General features: G+C 65.0%; 9 protein-coding genes. 3 read left to right on the top strand and 6 right to left on the bottom strand.

Annotated elements, in window-relative coordinates:
- Window positions 1-79 precede the first annotated feature (79 nt).
- The 3 genes from AC07W0_RS12825 (at window position 80) to AC07W0_RS12815 (ending at window position 13,617) form a co-directional block, all read left to right on the top strand.
- Window positions 80-5,281, top strand: a complete 5,202-nt coding sequence (locus AC07W0_RS12825) for a hypothetical protein (protein ID WP_046485819.1) — start codon at window positions 80-82, stop codon at window positions 5,279-5,281.
- A gap of 73 nt (window positions 5,282-5,354) precedes the next feature.
- Entirely contained in the window at window positions 5,355-8,456 is a 3,102-nt protein-coding gene (locus AC07W0_RS12820) for a transglycosylase domain-containing protein (RefSeq protein WP_046485821.1), read from the top strand.
- An 82-nt stretch (window positions 8,457-8,538) separates the two neighbouring features.
- A complete protein-coding gene (locus AC07W0_RS12815; protein WP_102617525.1) occupies window positions 8,539-13,617 on the top strand; it encodes an NEL-type E3 ubiquitin ligase domain-containing protein in 5,079 nt (1,692 codons plus the stop codon).
- A gap of 45 nt (window positions 13,618-13,662) precedes the next feature.
- Here the strand turns inward: AC07W0_RS12815 and AC07W0_RS12810 are convergent, their stop codons facing one another.
- From AC07W0_RS12810 to AC07W0_RS12785, 6 genes are all read right to left on the bottom strand, one after another.
- Complete coding sequence (locus tag AC07W0_RS12810; protein WP_017844574.1) at window positions 13,663-14,877, bottom strand: hypothetical protein; 1,215 nt, start codon at window positions 14,875-14,877, stop codon at window positions 13,663-13,665.
- Window positions 14,878-14,918: 41 nt separating this feature from the next.
- Window positions 14,919-15,389 (bottom strand): CS1 type fimbrial major subunit, encoded by a 471-nt coding sequence (locus AC07W0_RS12805; RefSeq protein WP_017844573.1) that lies wholly within the window; start codon window positions 15,387-15,389, stop codon window positions 14,919-14,921.
- Window positions 15,386-16,126 (bottom strand): hypothetical protein, encoded by a 741-nt coding sequence (locus AC07W0_RS12800; protein WP_017844572.1) that lies wholly within the window; start codon window positions 16,124-16,126, stop codon window positions 15,386-15,388. Before AC07W0_RS12800 ends, AC07W0_RS12805 begins: the two co-directional genes overlap by 4 nt.
- 118 nt (window positions 16,127-16,244) lie before the next feature.
- Complete coding sequence (locus AC07W0_RS12795) at window positions 16,245-18,764, bottom strand: TcfC E-set like domain-containing protein (protein ID WP_102617526.1); 2,520 nt, start codon at window positions 18,762-18,764, stop codon at window positions 16,245-16,247.
- 114 nt (window positions 18,765-18,878) lie between these two features.
- The gene (locus AC07W0_RS12790; RefSeq protein ID WP_017844569.1) at window positions 18,879-19,370 is read right to left on the bottom strand and encodes a CS1 type fimbrial major subunit; all 492 of its coding nucleotides are present in this window, start codon (window positions 19,368-19,370) and stop codon (window positions 18,879-18,881) included.
- 444 nt (window positions 19,371-19,814) lie between these two features.
- Window positions 19,815-25,526, bottom strand: coding sequence for a membrane-targeted effector domain-containing toxin (locus tag AC07W0_RS12785; protein ID WP_102617527.1), 5,712 nt, complete (start codon window positions 25,524-25,526; stop codon window positions 19,815-19,817).
- Window positions 25,527-25,578: the final 52 nt, after the last annotated feature.

Raw genomic sequence — 25,578 nt, 5'->3', positions numbered from 1 at the left:
CATACCCGCTGCCGGGCCGCCCCTTCACCATGGGGTGCTTCGATTGCCAGGACGGCAATCCCAGCGAAAGGATCTCCCCATGCCGACCACCCTCGACGTACTCCAGCAAGGCCGGGCACGACGCCTGGCCGCCGATGGCCAATTGATCAGCGCGTTGTTCAATCACCTGACAAACGGCGACTCCACCACAGTGATCGTGCCCGAGCACTCCACCCTGGGCTGCTGGCTGCAGGTGTACCGCCGCGCACTCAGCCGCCCACACCTGCGGGCCTGGGCCACGCGCCTGCCGGTGGAGCTGGCCGGCCTGGACGTGCCGCTCGAAACCGCGCCGCTCGAACTGCCGGCGCAATCGGTGCTGAATTTCTATGGCTATCCCTACCCCGAGCATCGCGGCGAGCGCAGGGTGATCTCCCAGGCGCTCGATCAATCGAACAGTTTCGCCGAGCCCAAGGCGGGGCTGGATGACGGGTTGAAGCGGTTGAATCAAGACCGGCAACAGATCGCCGACCAACTGCAAGCCCTGCTCGACGACGACGATTTCAGCCTGTTTTCCTGCTACAGGAGCTATTTCAAACTCGACTCCGGTTCGTTCTGGGCCACCGCCCAGCAAACCGGCGCCGCGTTACTCGACGCCATCACCCGCAACCCGTCGTTCCTGGCGCTGGAAGCGGTCGACGGCCTGCAACCCGGCACGTATATGTTCGATCCCGCCACACGCCGGCTCAGCGGCAAAAAAGCCTGGGGCGGGCTGGTGGATATCGGCATCGAACAACTGGTGGCGCTGCCCCTGGACGGCCAGCTTGAACAACTGGTCGAAGTCGCCGAGCAGTTGGGGAGTTTTGTCCACCAGAGCGGCCAGTTCAGCCTCGCCCAACTGCTCAATTGCCATGATCTGCCGGTGCCCGACACACCCGCCGAAGCCCGCGTGCTGATCGACACGCTGCGCCAGTCGACGGCGTTGACCACGCTGCCGGTCAGCGACCTGGCCAACGCCGATCTCGCCCTGATGCAGCACCAGCAGTGGCTGGCCCAGGACCATGACCGCGACGTCATGGCCGAGTGCTTGAAAGGCCTGATCCAAGCCCCGCCCAACGACCACGTAATCGACACGGCCAGCGTGACGTTGCACCCCGCACCGGACTCCGGCGCGCCGCACCATCCCGCCGTTGTCCCGCACCCCATCTGCGGCCCCTTCACCCTCCAGCAACTGCTGCAACAGCATGATCTTGCCCCACCGACCAGCGTCGACGAAGCCCAGGACACCCTGCAAACCCTGGAGATGAACCTGCCCCGCCGCCCCGAGTTCGGCGACTATCATGGGCTGTTGAGCGCCACGCCCCACTCGCCGGTACGACTGCTCAGCGAACAGCGCCACAGCGTTCTCGCCACCGCCAATCACGGCCTGCCCGATGGCCACCCACGCCTGCTTGACCGCTTGTGCGGCACACTGCTGAGCGACCTGAGCGCTGACGCGATCCGCGCCCAGGCCGACCACTTGCTCAAACAACTGCTGCGGCGCGGACCGGCGCGGCAGTTGGGCCAACAACTGGTGACGGCGCTGCACTGGTACGGCCAGCACCCGGACGAAGCCGCCAGCCAGACCAGCCTCGACCTGTTGGTGTTGAGCGCCCTGATCCTCGACCTCGACCCTGGAACCGGCGAAGCAGGCGCTCCCATCGCCGGTTTCGAGCTGAGCGCCCACGCGGGCAAGCCCCACGGCGAAGTGCGCCAAGACCTGGAACTGCATTTGGTGCGAACCTGCAAGGTCTCCACCCGCGCTGCGCCCCTCGCCGCCCACCTGTTGCTGGCCGGCGCCGCGCCGGAGTTTCTGGTGCGCGGGCTGCCCGCGACGATGCGCTTTCGCAGCTCGATCGCCTGGATGAGTTTCAAGCAAGGGGTCTTGATCGCGCAGGCCATGGCGCCCGGCTCACCGCGCCAGCTGAGCTACCACGACATGCTCGCCCTGGCATCCATGCCCGCCACGACCGGCCAGCAACAACAGTGGCGCGAATACCTCGCCACCCGCACCCTGCTCGACTGGGCCATCACCGTGGGCGAACTGCCCGAACGCGACAACACCGCCTACCTCGCGCATGAAATCGACGCGCTGAAGCTGCGCCTCAGCCAACGCCTGCACGCCTTAAAGGCAGCCCTGATCACCTTTGCCGACGCGCCACCGACCCGCCGCAGCATTGCCCTGGCCGACCTGAAAAACCTATTCCCCAACCAGTCGCTGCTGGACAAAGCCTGCCTGTGGCGCCCCGTCCCGCCGCTCGCCAGCGGCAGCCTGCGCTTCCCGATGCACCATCACGAGCGCCGGAACTACAGCCTGCACAGCCTGGTGGAGTTGCACATGGATGGCCAACTGAGCGACAGCCGCTGGCAGTCCACCGAGCCCCAACTGGACCTGGCACAACTGCGCCCATCGTTCGGGCGCCTGGGCAACATCCATCAACGCTTCGACAGCGCGTTCGCGGCCTACATCGAACGCCTGAAACAGGCCTACAGCAGCCTGATCGAAGACCTGCTGGCGCAACTGCCGCTGGCCGACCGACGCCACCTGCAACAGGCCGACTTGCAGCTGTTGGTGCTGAAAAAAGAACCCGGCAAAGACCTCGCCCTGCTGAGCCCGGAGGAAGCGTTGGCGCGCAGCGCCCGAATGGGCGTGATCCTGCGCGGTACATCGCCCAGCGCGGTGCAGGAATACGAGCTGTTCCCGCTGTTGAACCGCGTCGACAAACGCCGCGGCGCACCGCTGGCATTCCGCGAGGGCGGCACGCTGATGTCGGTGGCCACCGGCACTCCCCACGCCACCCGCCCGGTCACCCAACTGCTGATGGGCGATGAACTGCCGCTGGACTGGGACGCCTATGCCAACGGGCGCCCGCCACGGCCGGGGGTGCGCGCCAAGGTCATTGTGCAGACGCTGTGGTCATTCAGCCCGCCCGCCGCCCAGCCGCCGACGGCGGCGGCGCTGACCTATGGTTCGACGCTCAACCGCGCCATTGCCCAAGCCATCGTGCGCGAGCACTTCTTCCTCGAAGTCGACGCCTTGCACCTGCAAGCCCGGGGGACCACGCAGCGCGAGCAGATGCAACAACGCTGGGATCGGTTGTGGACACGCCTCAAAGCCCTCGTGCCGTTCTGGTCCTGCGCCGAGGACCTCGCTTCCGGCGACACCCGCCGTGTCATCGACGGCGGCTACGCCTGCTTTATCGACCTGTTGGCGCTGCTTTTCCCCACCCAGCGCTTTCTCACGGCCTCCCTGGCGGTGTTGAAAAAAACCGCGCCGTTGCCGATCAAACTGCTGCAATTGGCCCGCTTGAGCGGCGCCTTCCTCAACACCGCGCTGAACCCGCTGGACGGCCTTCCGGGCCTGTTCAGGCTGGCTCGCAGCGGGGTGATCCGGCTGAGCGGCGGTGCGCGGAAAATCCTCCACACGGCCATCGAACAGGTTCAACGTCGCACCGCCGACCGGTTCCTGCTCGACTACCCCCGGCTGCTCGCCGGCGCCGACCTCGGCAGCGGCACGCTGCTGCGCGGCAGCGACCTGCTGCGGATCAATGCGCTGCTGCACAAAAACTACTGGTACCCGTGCCACCCGTTCACCGGCAAACCCTATGGGCCGCCGAGCCACACCTTTCGCCTGGACAGCGCCCTTGGCGTGGCGCCGATGCAGAACGCCCGCGGGCAGCAGGTGCTGGTCAGCGAACGGCTGTTCGCCACCCAGCCGCTGCTGATTGCGCGTCGCGACGCCACCGACCTGCTCGACGGCGACAACCTGTTCCGCCTGGAGCACCAGGCGCCGACCCACCTGGACGACCTGGCCTCGCCCGCCTACTTCAAGGCCGCCGAAGGCTTCGACAGCCTGTGCGGTGCGGCGCGCAGCAAACGCAGCCCGATCCCACTGATCTGTTTCACCAAAAAACTCACCGCGTTCAACGCCTCGATCCAGCAACGCCGCGCCCAGGCCATCGAGCACCTGCGCCTGATCCCCGCCCCCGCCGTCGGCCCCGACCCGCGCAAGCTGGTCCACAACCGCCGGCTGTACGAAGCGCTGCCCCAAGGCACCAGCTTTGAACTGACGCCAGTGGCCAGGACCGCGCCGCTGACCTACAAGCCCCAGCTCACCGGTCGGCTCATCGCCAACGAAGCGCAATTCGGCCTGCCCAACAATCAGCTGGACAATCAACTCAACCGCGACACGCGCGTGGTCGAGCTGACCGGGCTGACAGTGGGCACCGATGACAGCCGAACCCTGCGCGCCATGGCGATCGAACTGACCCCGGCGGGAGGCACGCGGATTATCGTGGAGGCCGACGCCGGGGTCTTTTACGAAGGCATCGCCATCGCCCCCGCACCGGCGATGCTGTTCAACCGCCTGGACTTCAACCTCGGCGGTGAACCCGAACAGCTGATCCGCGCATTCAGCCAGCGCAAGCTCGACTACTTGAGCGCCGCCGGGTTTGTGCATAACCGCCCGTTGGTCACACTGCCCACCCTGGAGGTACTGAGCCAACAACTGGCCAGGCGCGGCTTCGGTGCGGCCAAACTCAAGCGCCTGCTCGAGCAGTCACGCGGCCTGCGGGTCATCAAGCAGCGCGAGTTGTTGCTCAACGCCAGCGATCAGGGGCAGCGCCTGGGCATGAGCGTGGCCGTCACACCCTTGAAACTCGACACCTGGCCGCCCTACCTCGCCCAGCCTGGCCAGACCCTCAATCAGTACCTGGCCAGCAAGGCCCAGGCCAGCACCGTGGCGCTGGTCAAAAGCACCGGGATCGGCTCGGCCAACATCGTGGGCACGGGGGTCGACGAGCTGGAACGGCTGGCCATCGCCGAACCGCTGGTGATGTGGCAGTACAGCCGGGCGGGCCAGCCTAACTACACCGAAGTGATCCTCAAGACCGGCGCAGGCAATTGCGACCAGATGGGCCACGTGGCGAGCGAACTGATCAGGTTCAACGGCGGCGCCGCGCGCGTCTGGGGCACCAGCCCGCCCGCCCACGCGTTTGTGGTGGTGGGGAACCCGCCGGCGACGCTGGGCTCGACCCTGGACTTCAGCGAAGCGGGCTGGGTCGGCCTGTGGATATGCGACCCCTGGGCAGCCATCGTCTGCCCGGCAAGCGACTATGTGCGTCAACTCAACGTCAAAATGCACATGTGGTACCTGGAAGACATTTCGGTGTTTTTCAACGATCGCGGCACCTACCGCTGGGGCCAGGCCAACGACCGCAACTGGCTGGCGCTGCTGCGCAACGGCGTGAAACGCCCGCAGCCGTGAGCCGACACATTTCGTCACCAACGACTAAGCTTCACCCAAGTCCGATCAATCTGCGTAAATGGATGAATCGACTATGGGTGCTTTATGGCAAACCGATTCGAAACAGGCTGCGCTGCCAACCGACAGCCCGGATCAACTGCCATTGCCACACAGCGCCCGCCGGCGATCCGGGTGGTGGCGCCTGGTGTGGCTGGTGCTGTTGCTCGCGCTGCTGGCATTGGGCTGGGCCGCCAGCGTGGAAATGCACACCTCGCGCCTGCAGGCCCGCTACCTGAGCCCGTTGGCCGCCACCCTCAGTTATCGCCTGGAGCCCGGCGCCAGCGATGCCATCGTGTACCCCGGCGACGGCCCGTTCGACCGGCGCCTGGGCTACAGCGCGCTGAATGAATTCCTACCGCGCCTGCTCAAGCGCAATTACCTGATCCAGGCCCAGACACGCTTCTCCCCGGCCTTGCTGGGCTATGCCGAGCACGGGCTGTTCGTGCCCTACGCGGAAAAAGTCCAGGCCGGCCTGAGCATCACCGATTGCCGCGCCGCGCCGCTGTATGCCTTCACCTACCCGCAACAGCTCTACGCCAGCTTTGCCGAGGTTCCGCCGTTGGTGGTGCAGAGCCTGCTGTTCATTGAGGACCGCGACCTGCTGGACCCCACGCAACCGCTGGCCAACCCGGCGGTGGACTGGCCGCGCTTTGCCAAGGCGGCCTGGTCGCAAGTGGCCAAACTCGTGCATCTGCCGGGGCAGACCGCCGGCGGCAGCACCCTGGCCACGCAGCTCGAGAAATATCGCCATTCGCCCGACGGCTTGACCTTGTCCGGCGGCGAGAAAATCCGCCAGATGATGTCCGCCAGCGTGCGGGCCTACCAGGCCGGGCCGGACACCTCGGGCAGCCGGCGCAATATCGTGCGCGACTACCTCAACAGCGTGCCGTTGTCCGCCGTGCCGGGCCACGGCGAAGTGCATGGCCTGGCCGAAGGCCTGCGGGTGTGGTACGGCGCCGACTTCAATCAGGTCAACCAGGCGCTGAGCGACAGCGCGCAAGACCCGGCGAGCCTGGCCAGACGCGGCCTGGCCCTGCGCCAGGTGCTGTCGCTGATGATTGCCCAACGCCGGCCCTCGCACTACCTGACCAAAGGCCGCGAAGAGCTGGCGCAATTGACCGACAGCCATATCCGCCTGCTCGCGCAGAACCAGGTGATCCCCGCCACCTTGTCCGCCGCCGCCCTCGCCAGCCACGTGACCTACCGCGACTGGCAGCAGCAACCGACCCTCCAGCCGGTAGAAACCAACAAAGCCATCAACGTCGCCCGCAGCCGTCTCGCCAGCCTGCTCAACCGCTCGCTGTATGACCTCGACCGCCTCGACCTGTCGGCCACCAGCACCTTGCATTACGCGCTGCAAACCCAGGCCACCGACTACCTCAAGCACCTGGCCGACCCGGCGTTCGCCGCGCAGATGGGCCTGCTCGGCCCGCGCCTGCTGACGCCGCAAAGCACACCGCAGGTGCGCTACAGCTTCACCCTCTACGAACTGACGCCCGACGGCGCACGCGTGCGGGTGCAGACCGACAACACCGACCAGCCGTTCGATATCAACGAAGGCAGCAAACTCGAACTGGGCTCCACCGCCAAGCTGCGGGTGCTGACCACCTACCTGCAGATCGTCACCGAGCTGCATGCACGCTACCAGGCGCGCACGCCCGCCGAGCTGAAAAGCGTCGAGCTGCCCGAGCAGGATGTGCTCTCGCGCTGGGCGCTGAATTACCTGATCCAGCACAGCGACCGCGACCTGGCGAAAATGCTCGACGCCGCCCTCGACCGCACCTACTCGGCCAGCCCCGGCGAGGCGTTTTTCACCGGCGGCGGCCTGCACCGCTTCCATAACTTTCGCAACGAAGACAACGGCCGCAACCCGACCTTGCGCGATGCCCTGCGCGAGTCGATCAACCTGCCGTTCATTCGCCTGATGCGCGACCTGGTGCGCTACACCACCTATTCGGGCGAAGACAACAGCGCACGGCTGCTCAAGGACGACAACGACCCGCGCCGCCAGGAATACCTGGCCAAGTTCGCCGACCACGAAGGCACCGCGTTCCTGCTCAAGTTCTGGAAAAAATACCGCCACAAAGACACCCAGGCCCGACTCGACACCTTCATGGACAGCCTGCACCCCACCGCGATCCGCCTGGCCGCCGTCCACCGCTATTTGCTGCCCCAGGCCAGCCAGGCGAGTTTCAACACCTTCGTGCGCTCGCACCTGAAAAACCTCAAAACCCCCGACACGCTCAGCGACGAGCGCCTCGAACGGCTCTACCAGAGTTACGGCCCCGGCGCCTACGACCTGCCGGACCAGGGCTATATCGCCAAGGTGCATCCGCTGGACCTGTGGCTGCTGGGCTACCTGCTCAACCACCCTGAGGCGAGCTTCGACGAAATCGTCAAAGCCAGTGAATTCGAACGCCAGGAGGTCTACAGCTGGCTGTTCAAGAGCCGTCACCAGAGTGCGCGTGACAGCCGGATCCGCACCATGCTGGAGATCGAAGCGTTCCTCGATATCCACCAGCGCTGGCAGGCCGTGGGCTACCCGTTCGACCATCTGGTGCCGTCGCTGGCCACCGCCATCGGCAGTTCCGGCGACCGCCCCGCCGCCCTTGCGGAACTGATGGGCATCATCCTCAACGACGGCGTGCGCTTGCCGGTGCTGCGTATCGACAGCCTGCAATTCGCCAGCGGCACGCCCTATGAAACCCGCGTGGTCAACGACCCGAACCGCGGCAAACGGGTGCTGCCCAGCGAAGTCGCCACGGCGTTGCGCGGCGCGCTGTCGCAAGTGGTCGACGCCGGCACCGCCAAGCGAGTGGCCGGCAGCTTCAAACTGGCGGACGGCACGGCGCTGGCGATGGGCGGCAAAACCGGCACCGGCGATAACCGCATCGAGGCCATGGGGCCCGGCGGGCGCATGCTCAGTTCGAAATCGATCAACCGCACGGCGACCTTCGTGTTCTACATCGGCGCGCATCACTTCGGCACCCTCACCGCGTTTGTGCCGGGGGCGTCGGCGCAGCACTTCACCTTCACCTCGGCCTTGCCGGTGCAGGTGCTCAAGGGCATGGCGCCGATGCTCAACCCGCTGCTGCAACCGGGCGACCCGACGCTGTGCCTGGCCCGCCAACCCTGACGCCCGGCTGCACTACCTATCTGCCACCGCGGCGCGACGCCGCCACACACACTCATGGATCACCCTTTACAGGACTTGATCCATGCCCGCTCTACCGTCACTCGACAGCACCTTCAACGGCGCCCACTACGCGCACATCCGCGACGCCCTGCCGGCCTGGCTCACCCAGGCCACGCCCGCACGCCTCGGCGCATTGAAAACCGCGCGCCTCAACAGCCTGACCGCACCGGCCCCGCTCAAGGCCGCGATTGCCGAACATTGGCATCGGCAAAACCGCCTGGACCAACGGCTCGCCGGGTTGAACGATGTGTACGCCTTCGCCGAACCGCTGCTCAAACACGCCCTGCGCGACTATGGCGCGGTGGATGTGCGCAACACCTACCTGCGCCTCTATGTCGAAGCCAACCTGGCCTGGTGGAAGATCAACATCAGCGGCGCACAGACCAGCAAGACCGTGTCGTTGCTCGATGCGGCGCTGGGCAACTTCGCCGCCAGTGACGACTTTCTCGACTTCGCCTTCCTCGGCCCGAGCGATGCACGCGGCCAGCGCGATGTGCTGTCGATCACCCACCGCACCAGCGGCGCCCGCCTCACGGCGCAGGGGTTCAAAGACATTTGCCGCCAGCTGGATCTCGGCGCGCAGTATCAACTCAAGCTCAGTCAGGCGCTCGGCTTCAATAACCCGCCGCTGGCCCGCACGGTTCACGACGAGGTGGTCGCACGCCACAAAGCCGCGCTGAACAGCGCCGCCCACCTGGCCCTGGCCAAGGGCGACCTCGAGCCCGAGACGCACGGTTCGATGCTTGACCTGCTGAGCGACCGGCCGAGCCCGCTCCAGGCCTACACCCTCAGCGTGATGAACGTCGCGCTGGTGGGCATCGTGCTGTTTATCGCCGCGCCAGGCCCTCGGGTGATCGCTTATGTCGCCGAAGACCCCGAACACCCGCTCAAGGCATACCCGTCGCCCCAGGCGTTCATGGCCGAACTGACCCGTCAGTTGCGCGACAAGGCGCGCTACCAGGTGTTCTTCAGCCAGTTCGTGCCCCATGCCGAGCGCGGGGCTTTTTTTGCCGGGCTCAATGCGCGCCTCAGCCACATCCAATGGCACCAAAAAGCCCGCACCGACAGCGGGCCGAGCTGGAAAGACACGCCGATCAGCGACCCCAACCTGCACTTTAGCGTGCAACGCTGGCAGGACGATTATCGCCAACGCCCGCCGACACCCCACGCGGACACCCTGTGGAGCTACCTGTATCGCGTGCAACTGAACAAAATCGTCAACGATGCGCGGACTATCGCCGTGTCCAGCACCGACGTCGAACGCCACGCCCGCTGGGCCTGGTGGGACAACCTGGAGCAGATGTTCGCCGACCTCCTCAATGCCGCGTTGCTGGTGCTGACGCCCTTCGTGCCGGTGCTCGGCGAACTGATGCTGGTCTACAGCGCCTACCAGATCATGGACGAGGTGTGCGAAGGCGTCGTCGACTGGAGCGAAGGCCGGCGCACCGAAGCCTGGGAACATGTGGCGGGGGTGGCCGACAGCGTGATCCAGTTCGCCCTGTTTGCCGCGGGCGGCCACATCGGTCAGCTGGCGCGGCTCAAGCTCTCGCCCTTCATCGAAGGCCTGGTCCCGGTGCAGCGGGCCGACGGCAGCCGGCGCTTGTGGAACCCGGACATCAGCGCGTTCGCCCGGAAAACCCCGATCCCCGCCGATTCGATACCGTCGCCCGCGGGCCTGCATCAGCACGACGGCAAAACCCTGCTGGCCCTGGGCGAGCATCACCTGGAGGTGCAATACGACCCGCTCAGCGACGCGCACCGCGTGGTCCACCCCGAACGCCCGGACGCCTACCGCCCGCGCCTGCAATTGAACGGCGACGGCGCGGCGACCCACGAGGGCGAACGCCCGCGCACCTGGGAGCGTGCGCAGTTGCTGCGACGTCTCGGGCATCGGGTGCAACCGTTCAGTGACACGCAGCTGGAACAGCTAAGGGTCGCCAGCGCCACCGAAGACGGCGCCCTACGCCGCATGTACGAGTACAACGAAACACTGCCGCCATTGCTCGATGCCGGCCTCAAACGGCTCGAAGCGGCCGACGCCATCCAGGTGGCCAGCGAAAAAATCCGCGCCGGGCAGGCCTTGAGCGCCGACCCGAGTTCGGACTGGTTCGAGCAGATGGTCACCGAACTCGACGGTTGGCCCCGGAACAAAGCACTGCAAGTGTTCCTCAAGCCCGACCTGAGCGGCAGCTCGCACCGCTATGGCGCTGCGCAAGCCAGCGCCGCCGACACCTTGCGCATCAGCCTCGGCGAAGTGCTGTCCGGGCACTTGCCGGAACGGGTGCTGGGCTTTCTCGATGAAGCGGCAATCACCCGCCTGCTGGGCGCCGAGGTGCCGAAGTCGCAGCGGGTACACGCGTTACGCGAGCAACTGGCCGACTACGTATTGAGCCAGAGCCGCGACATCGCCCCGGCGGTCTACCGCGCCCGTGAAGAGAGCGACGACCCCAGCATTATCAGCCTGCGCCACGACCATCCCGACCTCGACCTGAGCCTGGCCCGCCGCCTGCTCGACACCGCCCGCCCCGCCGAACGCCAGGCCCTGGCCGCGCACCGGCGCGGGCCGTTGCGCCTGCGCAACCTGGCCGACGAGCTGCACGTGGCCGCCGAGGCGGCACGCGCCTACGAAGGCTTCTATCCACCGGCGTCGCCCAGCCCGGCCACGGAAACCCTGGTGCTCAAGACCCTGCAATTGCACGCCGACGTGCTCAGCGACCTGCACCTTGAAATCCGCAACGGCGCCGTCACCGGCCCCCTGCGCAGCCAGGCCGGCCCGGACACTGCCACCACTCGCCGGGTGTTGGTCCACAACAGCCTCGGTTATGCGGTCTATGACGGCGCCGGCCAACCGTTGCACAGCCCGGCCAATCTGTACGAAGCCGTGTTGTCGAGCCTGCCCGCCGCGTCGCACAGCGGGCTGGGTTACCGCCCCGGCGAAGGCGCAGACCTGCGGCGCTGGCTGATGACCGCCCTGGAACCCTTGGCCGAGCGCCGCACGCTCCTCGCTGAGCCGGCGACTCACCGGGTGATGGAGCGGCACACCCAACAGTTGCTCGGCGGCCCGCTGCTCAGCCGCTGCCGCGCCGCCCCTGCCGATCACCCGGCGACGTTTGCCAGGGAGGTCTTGCAACGCCTGTTTCCGAGCCTCAGCGAGCAACGGCTGAGCCGCTTTATCGAGGCGATCCCCACCGACCAACTGGGCACCACCCTGAACGACCTGACCCTGGAGAAACAAACCCTGCACAGCCAATTGCAGACCTGGAAACAATCGCCCACCCATCACCCCAAAGGCAGCGTCCAGGAGCGTCAACAACTGGCCAGCCGCAAACGCCTGGCGCTGCTCCTCGAACAGACCTGGGCCGACCGCTACGCCGAATACACCGACGATTGGGGCCGCACCCAACACGGCGCGCGCGTGGACCTGAACGGCATGCCGTTACCCGAATCGCTGCCCGCGCTGACCGTCAACTTTGAACATGTAACATTCCTGGACCTGAGCCAGAGCAGCGTCGGGCAAACCCATTGCGGCTTGCTCAAGCACTTCCCGGCGCTGCACTCCCTGGACCTGAGCGACAACCACCTGACCAGCCTGCCGGTCGAGCTTGGCGCGATGCGTTTGCTGCGCAACCTCAACCTCGCGAGCAACCGCCTGGCCCTGTTCCCCGAAGACGTGACGCGCCTGCGCAACCTGCGCCGCCTGCAAGTCCTGATCCTCAGCCACAACCCGCTCAGCCTCGCGCCGGACATCACGCGCATGCCCAACCTGCGCCGCCTCGACCTCAGCCACACACAGATCGGCCAATGGCCCCGTGGCCTGTTTGCCCACCCCAGGAACGATGCGTTCGACCTGAACCTGAGCGGCAACCCGATCCGCGCCCTGCCCACCCTGACGCCGGAACCCACGGCTGCGCGCACCGTGGCGCGCACCCGCCTGGACCGCAACACGCTGAACGACGATCAGCGCACTCTGTACGAACGCTACCGCAGCGAGGCCGGGCTGGACCCGTATCGCACCTATGAGCCCCAGGGCAGCAGCGATCCCTGGCTGGAAGGCGTCGACGCCAACACCCGGCTTGTCCGCGAGCAACTGTGGGACGCCGTCGAAGACGAACACGGCTCCCAGGGCTTTTTCGAAGTCATCAAGCTGCTTGAGCCGCCCGAGTTTTTCGAGAACCCCCAGGACCAGCAGCGCTACGCCCGCAACCAAGCGGAGCTGACGCAACGGGTGTGGCGCTTGATCAACGCCACCCACGCCGACAGCGCCCTGCGCGAGCGCTTGTTCAAGCTGTCGAGCTTCCCCGGTTTGTGCGGCGACGGCGGCGCGCAGATTTTCAATGAGATGGGGATCGAGGTCATGGCCAGCGAAGCCCGGCGCTTTTCCGCGTCACTGGCTGAACTCGAAGGCCGACTGGTGACCCTGGCCAAGGGCGCGGCGCGCCTCAAGCACCTGAATCTGGTGGCCCAGGCGGACGTCGCCCGGCGCCTGCGGCCCATCGACGCCGGTGGCGAAGGCCAGCGCCTGCGCTCCGAGCTGGTGGACGGCGAGGCCGGCGCGGTGGACGAAGTGGATATCCACCTGGCCTACCAGACCGCCCTGGCCAACAGGCTGGATTTGCCCTGGCTGTCGGACCACATGCTCTACCGCGACACCGCCAATGTCAGCCCGGACCGCATCCAGCAGGCGTACACCACGGTAAGGGAAATGGGCCAGGGCGACGGCCTGGTCAACCAGATGCTGCTCGAGCCGTATTGGGAGACCTTCCTGCAGGAAACCTACGACAACCGCTATCAACAGAATCTCACCGAGTACACGCACAAGTTCTACCGCCTGGACGACCTGCAAACCCTGCAGGCGCAATGGCGCGAAGAACAGGAGCCGCAGCAGAAAGCCCAGCTCGCCGAGCAGCTCAAGGCCCTGGCGGACGAACTGGACACGGCCGAAAACCTCGTGCTCAGCGACACGCCGATCAGCGACGCGCTCTACAACCGCCTGCTCAACGACCTGGGCTACAAGGAGAAAGACTGGATGCGCGACCTGACCCGCACAGCCCTGAAAAACGCCGCTCAACAGCGTAACCGGGCGCCGTTGTCCGACACGTGAGGGCACTGCAGGCGCGCGCATGCCCGCGCCTGCAACCCCCGCGGGTCACACCTCCGAATCCCAGATCACTGTGACGTTCCCTTCATAGGTGCCGGACTCACCGGGCTGCAACATCGTCTCCACATCGTCGCGCGCCACTTCGAAATGCAGGGTGCCAGGCTTGCGGTCGACGAACATCGTCGACAGCAACAGGTGCGTGCCGCTGCCGTCCAGCCGCAGCGGACGGCGCTGGACCGGCTGACCTTCGGGGTCGACGATGCCGTGGGGCATGGTCACGCCGACCTGCAACGGCACCGAGCGCCCCGACCTGGCGTCACGGATCCGGCAGGTGTTGTCTGCCGCCTCGACGTACTGGCATTCCATGCCGATCCTGAAGCGCGCGGTGGAATAGAAGTTGAAGGTCTGGTCCCTGAACAGCCGCGTCGGTTTGCGCCCCTGGCTCAACCAGCCTTGCCAGCCACCCTGGGGCAGCAACTCGACGCGCTCACCGCCCGGCGGGATCTCGACCTTGAGGATGTGATCGACCGAAAGAATGAAATTGAGGGTGATCTGCTCATCGTTGGGTAACATCACGTTGCCCAGGTCGAAGTCCTTGTGCGGCCCGACGCTGTACGTCACCTGCCCGCGGTAGGTCCCGGCCCTCATCCCCAGGGGATCGGGCGTGACCAATTCGTAGGTGAAACCGAGGCCATCGAACCAAAATGTCTCGGCGGGGATATGGCTGGCGGCTCTTTGCGCACACCCCCTGACACCTTCCGGCAAAAACCAGGTGAACGCGAAAAGCCATTGGTTGCCGACACTCACCCCGCTGGATTGACACGGTGGCGGTGGATAATCGTGTTCCCAACGCACAGTGGGGTCCTGCCGCAGCCACCGGAACACCATGCCAATGCCACTGATCCGAAACTGAAGGGTTTCGGCCTCTCCCGTTTCGTCATGCACGACGGTGATGTTTCTGCGTTCGGTCGGCGCATGAAACAACAGATGATTGCGATCGTCCCCGCCCGGCACGATCGGCGCGCTCATCCGAAAATCGATCGGAAGACCGATGCTGTAGCGCGTCTCGTTGCAGTACTGCGGCGCCCAGGTGCAATAGCTGTTACCCGGCGGCGTGTGGTTTTTGAACACGTTGCGCGCCGGCTGGCTGGGGTCCGGCCGGAACGAGGCCAGGATGTCCACGGTGGCCGCCGTTACGTCGGCGGGCAGCCCCACCAGCAGCCCGGCCAACCACAGCCCCAACACCTTGTTTTTGATTTGCATGGGTTCACTCGTTCTGAAAAAACTCAAGCGTGGCCCCCGGTTCATGGGCGCAACGCATCGAAAATGATCTGCACGTTGCCGAAGTACTGGCCGGGGAGGTAACCGTCCTCAGGCTTCTGCGCGGCAATTTCCAGCAGCACTCGCTTGCCGACACGGGCCTCGGCTTCCGGCACCACGCGCATGGCGTCGAGCCCCAGCACCTGCTGATTGAAGGTGACGGTGAGCGCAATGTTGTCGCGGCCGTTGAACAGCACCGGTTCATAGGCGAGGTAGGCGTCCACCGCGCCCAACACGTTTTTCACATCGAAAGGCTCGCGCAGCGCACTCAGGGTTTCAGTCACCGGGTTCCAGCTCAGGGTTTGCTCACGCTCCAGAAAGCCGGGGTTGAGCGGCAATACATAGAAGTCACTGGTGGGGACTTTGACCGACACCTGGAACACCGCCTCCTCGCGGGCGGCCAGGGCGCTGAAGCTGAGCGCGCTCAACAGCGCCAACACGGCCCAGCGGCTCATCCTTTCACCTCTTGATTCTTCTGCGTGTCGCCTTCCACCAGCTTGAAGGTGTAGTGGCGCCCGGTTTGTTTATCGAAGGTAAAGGCACGCCCCGGCAGCACGTGGTTCTTGGTGGTCGGATGGCAATCGGTCGGCTTGCCGGCCACACAGTTCTTGAACTCATCGACCACGATTACGCTGTTGCCGTTGTTGCGCAGTTCATAGCGAGTGGCGCCATCGTTGATGCGGGTGTCGTAGCGGGTGTCCTTGGGGCGCACGAAAAACACCGTGCCATAGCCGGCCAGCACGCTGACGCCGGCCTGCAGGGTCTTTTGATATTCCTCACGCTCTTCTTCGGACAAGGCAAACGCGTCCTCTTTTTCCGGCACCACCGGGATGTAGCGCACCCGGAAGTAACGCTCGCTGGCGCGCTCGCCCATGTACAGCAAGCGCGTGCCCTGCATGCCGTTGGCCGGCACGATCAGGCGCGCGGGGCTGGCCATCAGGCCATCGCGGGCGCTGGCGTCGGCCTGGGATTGCACGGGAATTTCCTGGGGCACGCCGCTGGCGTCGTAGACGATTTCGAGGATCTCGACCTTGACGAACGCGGTGCTGGTGCCGCCGTTGAAGATGCGTTTGAGGTAGCTGCTCTTGCTCCCGTCCAGGTAGTCATAGACCACGCCGACGTTGATATTCGGGCCCGCCTGGACCCCCAGGGAAACCATCCACACGCCCAGAATTGCGGCTAATACTTTCATTGCTTTACACCTCATTAACGGTTGGCCTGAAGCCAACCCACTCGACTTGCGAAGCGCAAATACCGGCGCCCGAACAGGCCTATCCGTATCGATGTTCATGGCTTACACCCTGTGCGAATCACCCCGACGTCGGCCGCTCGAATGCGCCATCGGCCAAGGTATCCGGCGTGCAACGCAGGTCGCCGATCATCAGCACATCGTTTTCACTGCGGGCCTTGCTCGGGTCGAGGCGGAACTGACAGAGCAACTGGTTGCCCCGGCGCACTTCCAGGGTGGGCGAGCCGGCGTTCATTTCCATCGAGAAGAACCCGTCGACCTCGCTGACGCCACGGCTGGCATGGTTGATCACGTGATGCCCCTTGAGCGGGCGGCCCTGCGGGTCGAGCAGGCGACCAAGCACGGTGACGGTTTTCATCACGCGGATCTTGCGGTAGTCCACCCCGCCCTTGTTGATGTGGTAGGCGCTGCGCGGCGGCTGGATGTTCGCCGCCGGCGGGTGGTTGCCGTCGAAATCGAACGCCACCGAGCCGGTTCGGTAAGCGGTGAGCGGCACGAAGTTGCGCCCCGGCCGCAGCGCGGTGCTGCCACCGCTGAGGTCGTCGGCGCGCAGGGTGATGTCGTCGAGGTCGGTTTCCACATCGACGATCATGCCCGCGCCGTCGCCGTGGTACTGGCTGGTCAGGGCCATCTTCCGGCCGCCGACGGCGAAGGTGCTGTGCAGGTTGAGGCCGCCGGTGAGGTTGCCGTTGAAGGAGGAGCGCTGGGCAAACGCATCGCCTGCGAGCATGTCGCCGTGGAAGCTGGTCATGCCGGACAGGCCGACGCCGTAGGTGTCGGTCAGCACGGTGGCCGAGACGTTCTGCAGCACATGCCCGCTGAGGTCTTTGCGGTAGGTCAGCGAGCCATTGTTGTCACGCTTGCCGTCGCGCGAGGTGCGCGAGCCGATGCTGCCCGACCACTGCTCGCCCGGCCCACCGAGGGCCAGGTTGAGGGTCAGGTCGACGCCACGGTTGCGCCGGTCGCCGGTGCTGCGGCTGGCGGGGCGGTCGAACAGTGACAGGCGCCAATTGGCATCGCTGCCGAACAACCGGTCGTGCTTGCTCCAACCCAGGTCCAGGCCGACGCCCTCGACGTTGCCCTGGCTGTGGGACAGGCGTGCATTGAGCGAATGCTGGTTGATCAGGCGGTGGTTGATCGACAGCGACGAGGTACTGGTCTGGCCGACGAAGGTTTGCCGGGTGCGCAGCCGCGTGCCGTCGGGCAGCGTGTCGTAGGTGTTGCGGGTGTCCAGCCAACTGCGGTTGTGGCTGGCGATCACGCTGCCGGCGCCATAACTGTAGAGGCCTTGCACGTCCATGCCGGTGCCGTGGTCCTGGGTCTGGTAGACGTTGGCGTACAGGCTCGCCTGGGTCGCCAGCGTCCAGTCGATGGAAGCGCCGTATTGCATGCGCTCCTGCACCTGGCGCCCGGACAAGCCGACGATCACGCGCGGGTGCAGCAGGTAATTGAGCGAAGCGCCGGCGGTCATGTCGCCTTTGTCGCGTTGCTCCCAGTTGTTGAACAAGGTGCTTTCGCGGCCGGCGAACACGTTGTAGCGCCAGCGCTCGTCATGGTTGCGCCAGTTGTTGGGCTTGTACACCAACTCCTGGGTGGTGGCAGTGACCTGGCCGTCCTCGACCAGGCGCACTTCCACTTCATAAATGCCACCGGGCAACGGCCGCGTGTCGATGCTCTGCAAACCGGCGGCCACCGCCTGGGTGTTGATCAGCAGACCGTTGCGATAAATCTCCACCGAGCCCTGGCGGTTGGAGGTGACGTAGATCGGGTACACGCTGGGCTTGGGGTTGTTGATGGCCAGGCTGTCGGAACTGCCGAGCATCACACCCACGGCGATATCCGGCGCGGCGCCGAACGCGCGCGGCTGGCGATTGAGCCCCTCGGAGGTGGGCGTGAAATAGCCCAGGCGCAGGAACTGGCCTTCGAATTCGCGCTGGGCGTACAGCGAATACAGTGCGTGATAAAGCTGGGTGTCCGGCCCGCCGAGGCGTGCCAGTTGCAGGTTGAGCGCATGGCTCCAGTTCCCCAGGCTGCTGCTGGCTTCAACCCCGAAACGTCCGCCGAGTTCCTGCGCTTGGCCGCCGTTGAGGTTCAACTGGTTGCTGACAATCAAGCCCGTGCTGCCGTCCTGGGGCTGGTGGTAATAACGTTGATGATCGGTGTCGTGCTCGGCGTTCTCCGTGAGGATCGAGACCAGCGAGTTTTCCAGGTTGTAATGCACCGCCAACATCTTCTCCGGGCAGGTTTGCGTGCAACTTCCCAGGGCCGCGCCTTGTTGCAGGTAGTCGCTCCAGGTATCGCGCTCAGCGGGTTGTATCGGGCTGTCGCTGATATCGGTAAAGTCCAGCAGCGTGAGGCGGTCATCGCGCGAAAGTATCACCATCGCCTCGCCCAGAAAGACTTCGTCGCGTTCGATACGCACGGCCAGGGGCACATCAAAAAAATGCTCTTCGAATTCGCTCGGCAAACCTTTCGCCTGAGCCAGTAAACTGCGCGGCGTATAACTGTTATCAGCCGTCGCCCAGGCAGCCGAACAGGCAAGCAGGGCCAGCGCCGCCGCGATGGGTTTCATCGGGAACATGAACTTAATACTCTATGGCGAACTGCAAACCATCTGGAAACCGACCGCAGGCGAACACAACCTGCGGGCGGTGGGTGTGATCGATAAGGCGCGGCCTTATCGCGGGCCGGGTGCTTAGAAAGCGGTGCGCGGCACGTTGTCGAAGATCACGGTGGCGACGCTGGTGTAGAGACCGGTCTGGGTGTCCGCCGGTTTGGCGGCCTTGATGGTCATCAGCTTTTGCAGGCCGGGGTTGGACTCTGCGTCGGCGGCCACTTCTTGCGGGCTACCGGTCAGGGCCACGGTGCCCAGGGTGATGGTCAGCGGGATCGAGTCCGTGCCGTTGGTGAGCGCCGCCGGGCCGTCCTGCAGGTAGGCGTCGATCGAGCCACCGGTGTTTTTCAGGGTGAACATCGAGGACAGCGTGCTCAGTTCGCCGGTCACGGTGTTGTAGGTCATGATTTCGTCGCGACCGAAGTTGGGGTCCAGGGGCTGGGCGTGGAACTGCTTGGTAGGGATGTCGGCCTTGATGTTGATCGTGGTGCTTGCATCGTTGGCGGCCATGGCAGCCGAAGAACCCAATACCGCAACAGCCAGCGGGAGCAGAACAGCAAACTTCTTGATCATGCTTGAATACCTAGTAGTCATTTAAAGGAAGGCGGTTAACTAAAAAGCAAGTCAAGACTCACTTCCAACTAACAGCGCGGCGCAATGTTCATTGTTTGGCTGAACATTCAACGCCGGGAAATATTCGACCAATGCGCTTTAAAAGTAAGCAGGCAAGCTCCGAGAAACATGCAGGCCAATAGGCCATTACGCTGGAGGAAGAAATGCAATAAATACGATTTTTAAAAAAACGACTGTAAGACGTTAATGACACACAGATAATTCAATAAAAGCAGTACAGTTATCAAGAGACACTTAACGCACAACTTCATATCTGTAGTATTGGAACTACACGAGGGCATGACTCTACGCTTTCAGCGGCCACCGCCTAGATTGACGACGCTGTTATTGACGTAGGATCTGGACTTTTCCACCCCCCTGCCCGCGCCGGCAGGGGGGTCAGGCTTACTGGACGTGGGTGAGTTTCACCACCTGATCGAGGGCCGAGAGCAGCCGTTCGAACGCGCTGAACCGCTCGTCCTTCAGTTCTGCCCAGCGCTCGATGAAGAAGCGGCCTTGATCGTCGATCTGCACCGGCGTGGAAAGGATCTCGCCGCTGCGCGAGTGATGCACCAGATTCACTTCATGGGGTGAAAGCTGCTCGACCATGAACTGCCCCGGTCGCGTCAAGCGTGAACGATCGGCGGGAACATAGGCGCGAGGAGGACGCATGCCAGGGACGCCGACAGCCAGGGTGAAGTCGCTGCGGATCGCCGTCAGCCGGTTGGGGTACAACGACGATCCGTAGGCGACGGTCCATTGCAGCCCTGAGCGCAGCTCGCTGGCCGTGCCCGCCGGTACATCTGAGAGCCGCAGGCTGATCGCCCCTTGCGTCTGGGCCACCCCCGCAATCCCTTCGACCGAATGCACATGGGCATTGCCCATGTGCGCCACCCACTTGTGCACGCCCTCGGCAGCCTGGTCTAGACGGATGACCTCGCCGGCAAAGAAGTTGAACATCGCAATGCGCGACGTCTGCGGCGCACTCATGCCCTTGGTGTGGTAGCTCGATACGCAATCCAATGCGCGGATGCGCAGGCCGTGTTTGCCTGCCACTTCCACGACGCTGGTGTAGGTGTGCGGCCCGCGGTACTCGGGCATGTGGCCCCGGTCGAGGGTCCACAGGCGGTCTTTGAGCGCTGGGGGCAATACGCCCGTGCGCTGGAAGGTATCCAGGTCGGCCTGGTGCAGGTCGGTGAACAGGTGCTCCATGTACAGGGTTTTGACGCCTTGCTGCTTGAGCGCCTTCATCTGATCGATCAGCAGCGCCTTGCTCGATTGCTCGACGTGGCTCTCACAGACAATCAGCCCCCGAGCGTGTTGGTAGCTTTGCGCGATAAAGTCGGCGGGCGTGGTGTTCGCCGGCAGGTCCGGCAACGTCGGCCTGGGGGGTAGTTCAGGGGTTTTGAAGAACGCCTGCGCCGCTGTGCTCAGGCGCTCGCGGGTCTTGCGGAAGGCGCTTTCGGCAGCGGCGATTTTCGGGTTGAGCGACCCATAACGGGTGTCGAACGCATGCGCGCCTTTGCCCATTTCATGCAGCTCGGGGACGAACCGCGAGTCGATGTCGAACTCGCTGTACGCGTTTGCGCGGCCAGGCGCGGTGACGAATGCCGGGGGCGCCGTGTAGGCGGTTTGCAGGGTCAGCTTGAAGTCGGCTTTGGCCGCCGGGTCGTCGACGATCGCGCCGGGCGTATCGTTCCAGATGCCCACCAGTTGGCCGGGGGCGACGTCTTCGACGCGCACACTCAGGGTCTTTTGCAGGTCGGCCAGGCCCGGGGTCTGGGTGTGCGTGTTGAGACGGCGGCTGTCGACCAGGGCGACCCACCCTTCGCCGGGTTTTGCGCCGATGTCGGCCTCGATCAGCGTGTGGGAGTAGAAGTTTCGCTGGGCGTTGGGCCGAGGGCTGACCAGCGCACCGTTTTTCAGGTTGAAGGCTTTGTCCACCTCGTAGCCGGTGGACGCGTCCAGCCCACAGACGGCGATGTTTTGCCGGCGCGCCGCAAGGATCAGGGCGCGATAGGAGTGCGGCGAGTCGTTGGCGATCCCCAGGGCTGTCTCGACTTTTTTCAGGTACTCGCTGATGTGCCAGTAGCTGCCGCCGGCGTTGAACTTGTCCAGTTTGCCCCGGAACAGGTCCGCCGGCAGGTACTCGATGTACAGGCGCCGCACGCCCTGCTCGTAGAGGGTGTGCATATTGTCGATCAGCAGCTGTTTGGCGGCGAGCGAGCCAGGCACGGCGCCCACCACCAAGCCGGGGTTTTCCTTGAAGGCGCTTTCCAGGATGTGCCGATGGCTCGCGCTGGCTTCGAAGGCCAGTACATCGGCCCTGGGGACGATGGGATTGAGCTGGGCGAAGAACGTGTCGGCATCGCCGCGCAACTGCAGGTAGGCGTGCAGGTAAGGGGCCTGGAGCGGGGCCATTTCATAGGTCAGCAGGCTGTCGCGGGTGCCCTCGCCCAACAACTCATCGACGCTGGAGGTGTTGCGAAACTCCACGCTCAGAACGCTTTCGTAGTCCTTGGCCAGCTCCGGCGGAACTTCATAGCGCTGCAACGCGTGGGGGCTTGGCGCGGGGCGTTTCGGCGCCCCGCCGGTGAGGCCCGAGCGCACCCAGCGGCCCTCGGCGTTCTGGTTGACCAGGCGGGCGGTCGACACGAGTTTGCCGCTCACCGGGTCCTGGTGAAACAGCAGATAGCGGCCCAGGGCATCGGGGGTTTTGCCCGCCCACAACGGCCGGCCCTCGAACCACACCGCCTGCATACCGGCGAGCGCGGGGCTCGGCGGCTGCAGTTGCTGGATCAACGCCATGGCCTGGCGCGGCGCTGCTGGGCGCATGAGGTGGCGCATCGGCCGGAGCAGCGGGCCGATGGACTTGAGTGCCGGGCGCAGGTCGGTGAACACTGCGCCGAGGCTGTTGCTCAAGTAGCCGACGAAGTGTTGCAGCGCCGCATCGGTGTCGCCCTGGTTGTAGGCGTGCAGGGCCAGCATGCCGTCCTTGAGCGCCAGCAGCAGGCCCAGGCTCAGGCTCAACACCGGGAACGGCGCGGTCGCAATGGCGATCAGCGGTTCGAGGCAACTCCAGACCAGGCCCATGATCATGTCGCTGCGATTGACCGTGGTGGCGGCGACGTCATCGATCTTGCGTTGCAGCTTCATGTCGTGCAGCAGGTGACGCAGGTCGAGCACGGGCGGCACGCGCTCGATCGCGTCGTAGCGCGCCAGGCTCAGGTCGGTGCTGTTGAGGTCTGCGGGCAGGCCGGCCTGGGCGGTTTGCAGAAAACGCCGCACGCGCACCCGGGACTGCACACCGACGCGGGCGCTGAAGTAATCGAGCATGCCGTCGACTTTTTTCAGCAGGTAGTTGAACAGCCGGGCTTCGCGCAAGAACACGCCGTCCGGTGCCTGCGGCGTATAGAGCAACACCGGGTTCGCGCCGTGGCTGAACAGCAAGGTGTCGATCACCCAGTCGCCGTCGATCATCAGGCGATGCACGTTGTAGGTGCTGCGCGTCTCGACCGAGGTGTCGTCCAGGCTCTTGATGGCGCGCTCGAGCCAATCCAGATCGACCTGGGCGATATGGCCTTTGAGGCGCGATTCGAGCGCCGCGCTGTGCAACTGCAACTGGTTGATCGCCAGCGTTGCGTCGCGGCGCAGGGCATAACCGGGGCTGGCCGGGTTTTGCAGTGTGGCCTGGACTTCATCGGCGTAGCGCTGGCCGATCCATACGCCGCGCACCGAAAGCGCGACGTTGCGCGGCGTGAGCTTGCTCAGGTCGACCCCGGCCGGGCCCATGAAGGTGGCGACGGTGTCGAACCTGGCGTCGAGAAACCCCAGCGAATCCTCATAACCATCGCGATACAGGCGGGTGTAGGACACCGACGCGGGGCGCGTCAACGCCGGGAAGTCTTTGGGGTAATGCACCCACACCGTATCGGGGTCGACATCGTTTTGCCGCTGGCGCCCCAGCAGGGCGTTGAGCTGCGTCTTGGCCTGGGCATGCAGGAAGCGCTCGAAGCTGATGAAGCGGGCGTCGGACAACGGGTTTTGCGCATAGGTGTTCGCCGCGCCTTCAGCGTTTTCCGCCAGTTGAGTCAGTTGTCGACGCCGGGCCTCGGTGGCGGCCCGGTACCACATCGGGGTGCCCCAGTGGTAATCGTCGGTCTGCACCTGCAGCAGTTGGGCGCGCAGGGCCTTGAGGCAATCGGCGTGGTCCACCGCCTGGCTGAAGGTGACGTGGCGATATTCCTGGCGCGCCGGAATGAAGCCCAGGCCAGCCATGAACGTTTCCAGACCCACACGAGACTTGAGGGCGACTTGCCCCAGCAGATAAGCGCGCATGGTTTCGTCCGCGCACCAGCCGAGGATATGCGCCTGGCAGCCGGTTTCCGTGTCGAACCCATGAAACTGCTGGGCCTGCGGCGCTTCGGGGGTACACAGCAGCAAGCGCTGGATCGCGCCCTGCTCGTCGCGCTCGCGCAGCAGCCAGAAGTCCTTGAGCACACAGCCATTGAGCGCAACGCTGCTCGCGTGCAGTTGCGCGTCGGTGCCGCGACGCAGGCGGGTAACGCGTTGATAGTCGGCCTCGGTGATGTGGTTTTGCAGCGTAGCCGCGTAGGCCAGGGCATTGATGCGGCGGTCGAGCATCTGTTCGATGGCGGCGTGGATCTGCGGCTTGGCGTAGTACTCGCGGCGCACGGCCTCAAACTCCGCACGCGGTTTGAGGCTGTCGAGCAGGCTGACCAGATAGGCCGGGGTCAGGTCTTGATAGCGCTCGGGCAGCGGCGCGTCGGCATACGTGAGGGTGGTATTGAGCAAAAACGCCGAGCCGGGCAGTTCGTCGCCGGTGTGCAGTCCGCGCAGCGCCAGCGCGGTCAGGTTGTGTTTCTGCTCGTAGGCGCCGACCCTGGCCACACTGCGGCGCGTGCGGACTTGCAGGCGGTCGGGGTCCAGGTCGGTGATTTCCAGGTCAGCGGCCAGTTGTTCGAGCAACTGATAGCGCGCCAGGGCCTGCGGCGAGGCGGCATGGCCGAACAGGTTCAGCAGGGCTTGGCGGGCCTCGTCGTACTCGCTCAGCTGCCGCGCCAGGGCCTCGCGCTGGTGGCTCGGCGCGTTGCGATACCAGGCCGGGGCGCTGTGTTCCAGGCAACGGTCGAGCAGGCGCTGGGCGCGCAACTCCAGGCGCGGGCTGAGGTCGGGCAAGGCCGCGCGAATCGCGTCGTCCAGCTCGGCAAGCAGCTGCCGGGCGCTATGGTCGGGGTTGGCGTCCAGGCTCAAGGCCCAATCGATATCCAGCGCGCGTTTGGCCAGCCTGGCGTCGTAGGTGTGTTCGCACAGCGGTTCGCTGTTGATGGGGACCAGTTGCAACGGCCAGACGCCCATGACGGACAGCCCCCAGTACTGGCGCGGCAGCAGGCGCATGAACTCCTTGCGCCAACTGCCGACCGCCATCGTCTCGCGCAGTCGGCGGTTCATCTCGGCCAGCGAGCTGAACGACTCGAAGCCGCGGGCCGGCGTGAACAGCACGACGTAGCCGGCATCGTCGGCCGGGGTCAGCTGCGCGACCACGGGGGTGTTTTTTTCGGTCAACACAAAGGCCCCGGCGAACTCGATCGTCTGGGCTCGATAGCTGAACGTCAGCGCATAGATGCCCGGTCGAAAGCTCGGCCCGAGCCCCAGGTTCTGCACCAGGCGGGCCTCTTCACGATGCAGCAGAGAGTCCTGGATGTTGAGCCTGGCTTCGAGTTCCAACGCGACCAGGCCGGCGTCGTTGGCCATGAACGTGCGCAGGCTTTGGCCGCCCAACACCCCGGTTTCGTCCAGTTTCTGCAAGTGCGCCGTGAGGTCGCGCTTGAGCGTCGCCAGCCGTTGCTTGCCCTCGTCACTTTGCAGGTCGACCTGCGCCACATCGGCATACAGCGCACGACAGCGGTCGAAGTGAGCGCGCGCGTGCGCCGTGAGCGTCTGGTTGAGTGTTTCAAGCTGTTGTAACTCGACGGGGAGCGGCCGCTTGGACAGTAACGGGGTGTCGGTTTCGAGCAACTGGTGACCGATCTGATGCAGATAACCGCGTATTTCCAAGGAGGTTGGCGAGTAAGGGGGAGAAATCAATGTGCTCATCGCACTGGCTCCATGCACATGGGAAGAGCCATCAGCATGCTGGGCGCATCAC

Source organism: Pseudomonas sp. GW704-F2 (genome assembly GCF_059423025.1).
The sequence above is the reverse complement of the archived record's forward strand: the minus strand, read 5'-3'. Positions and strand labels throughout refer to the sequence as shown.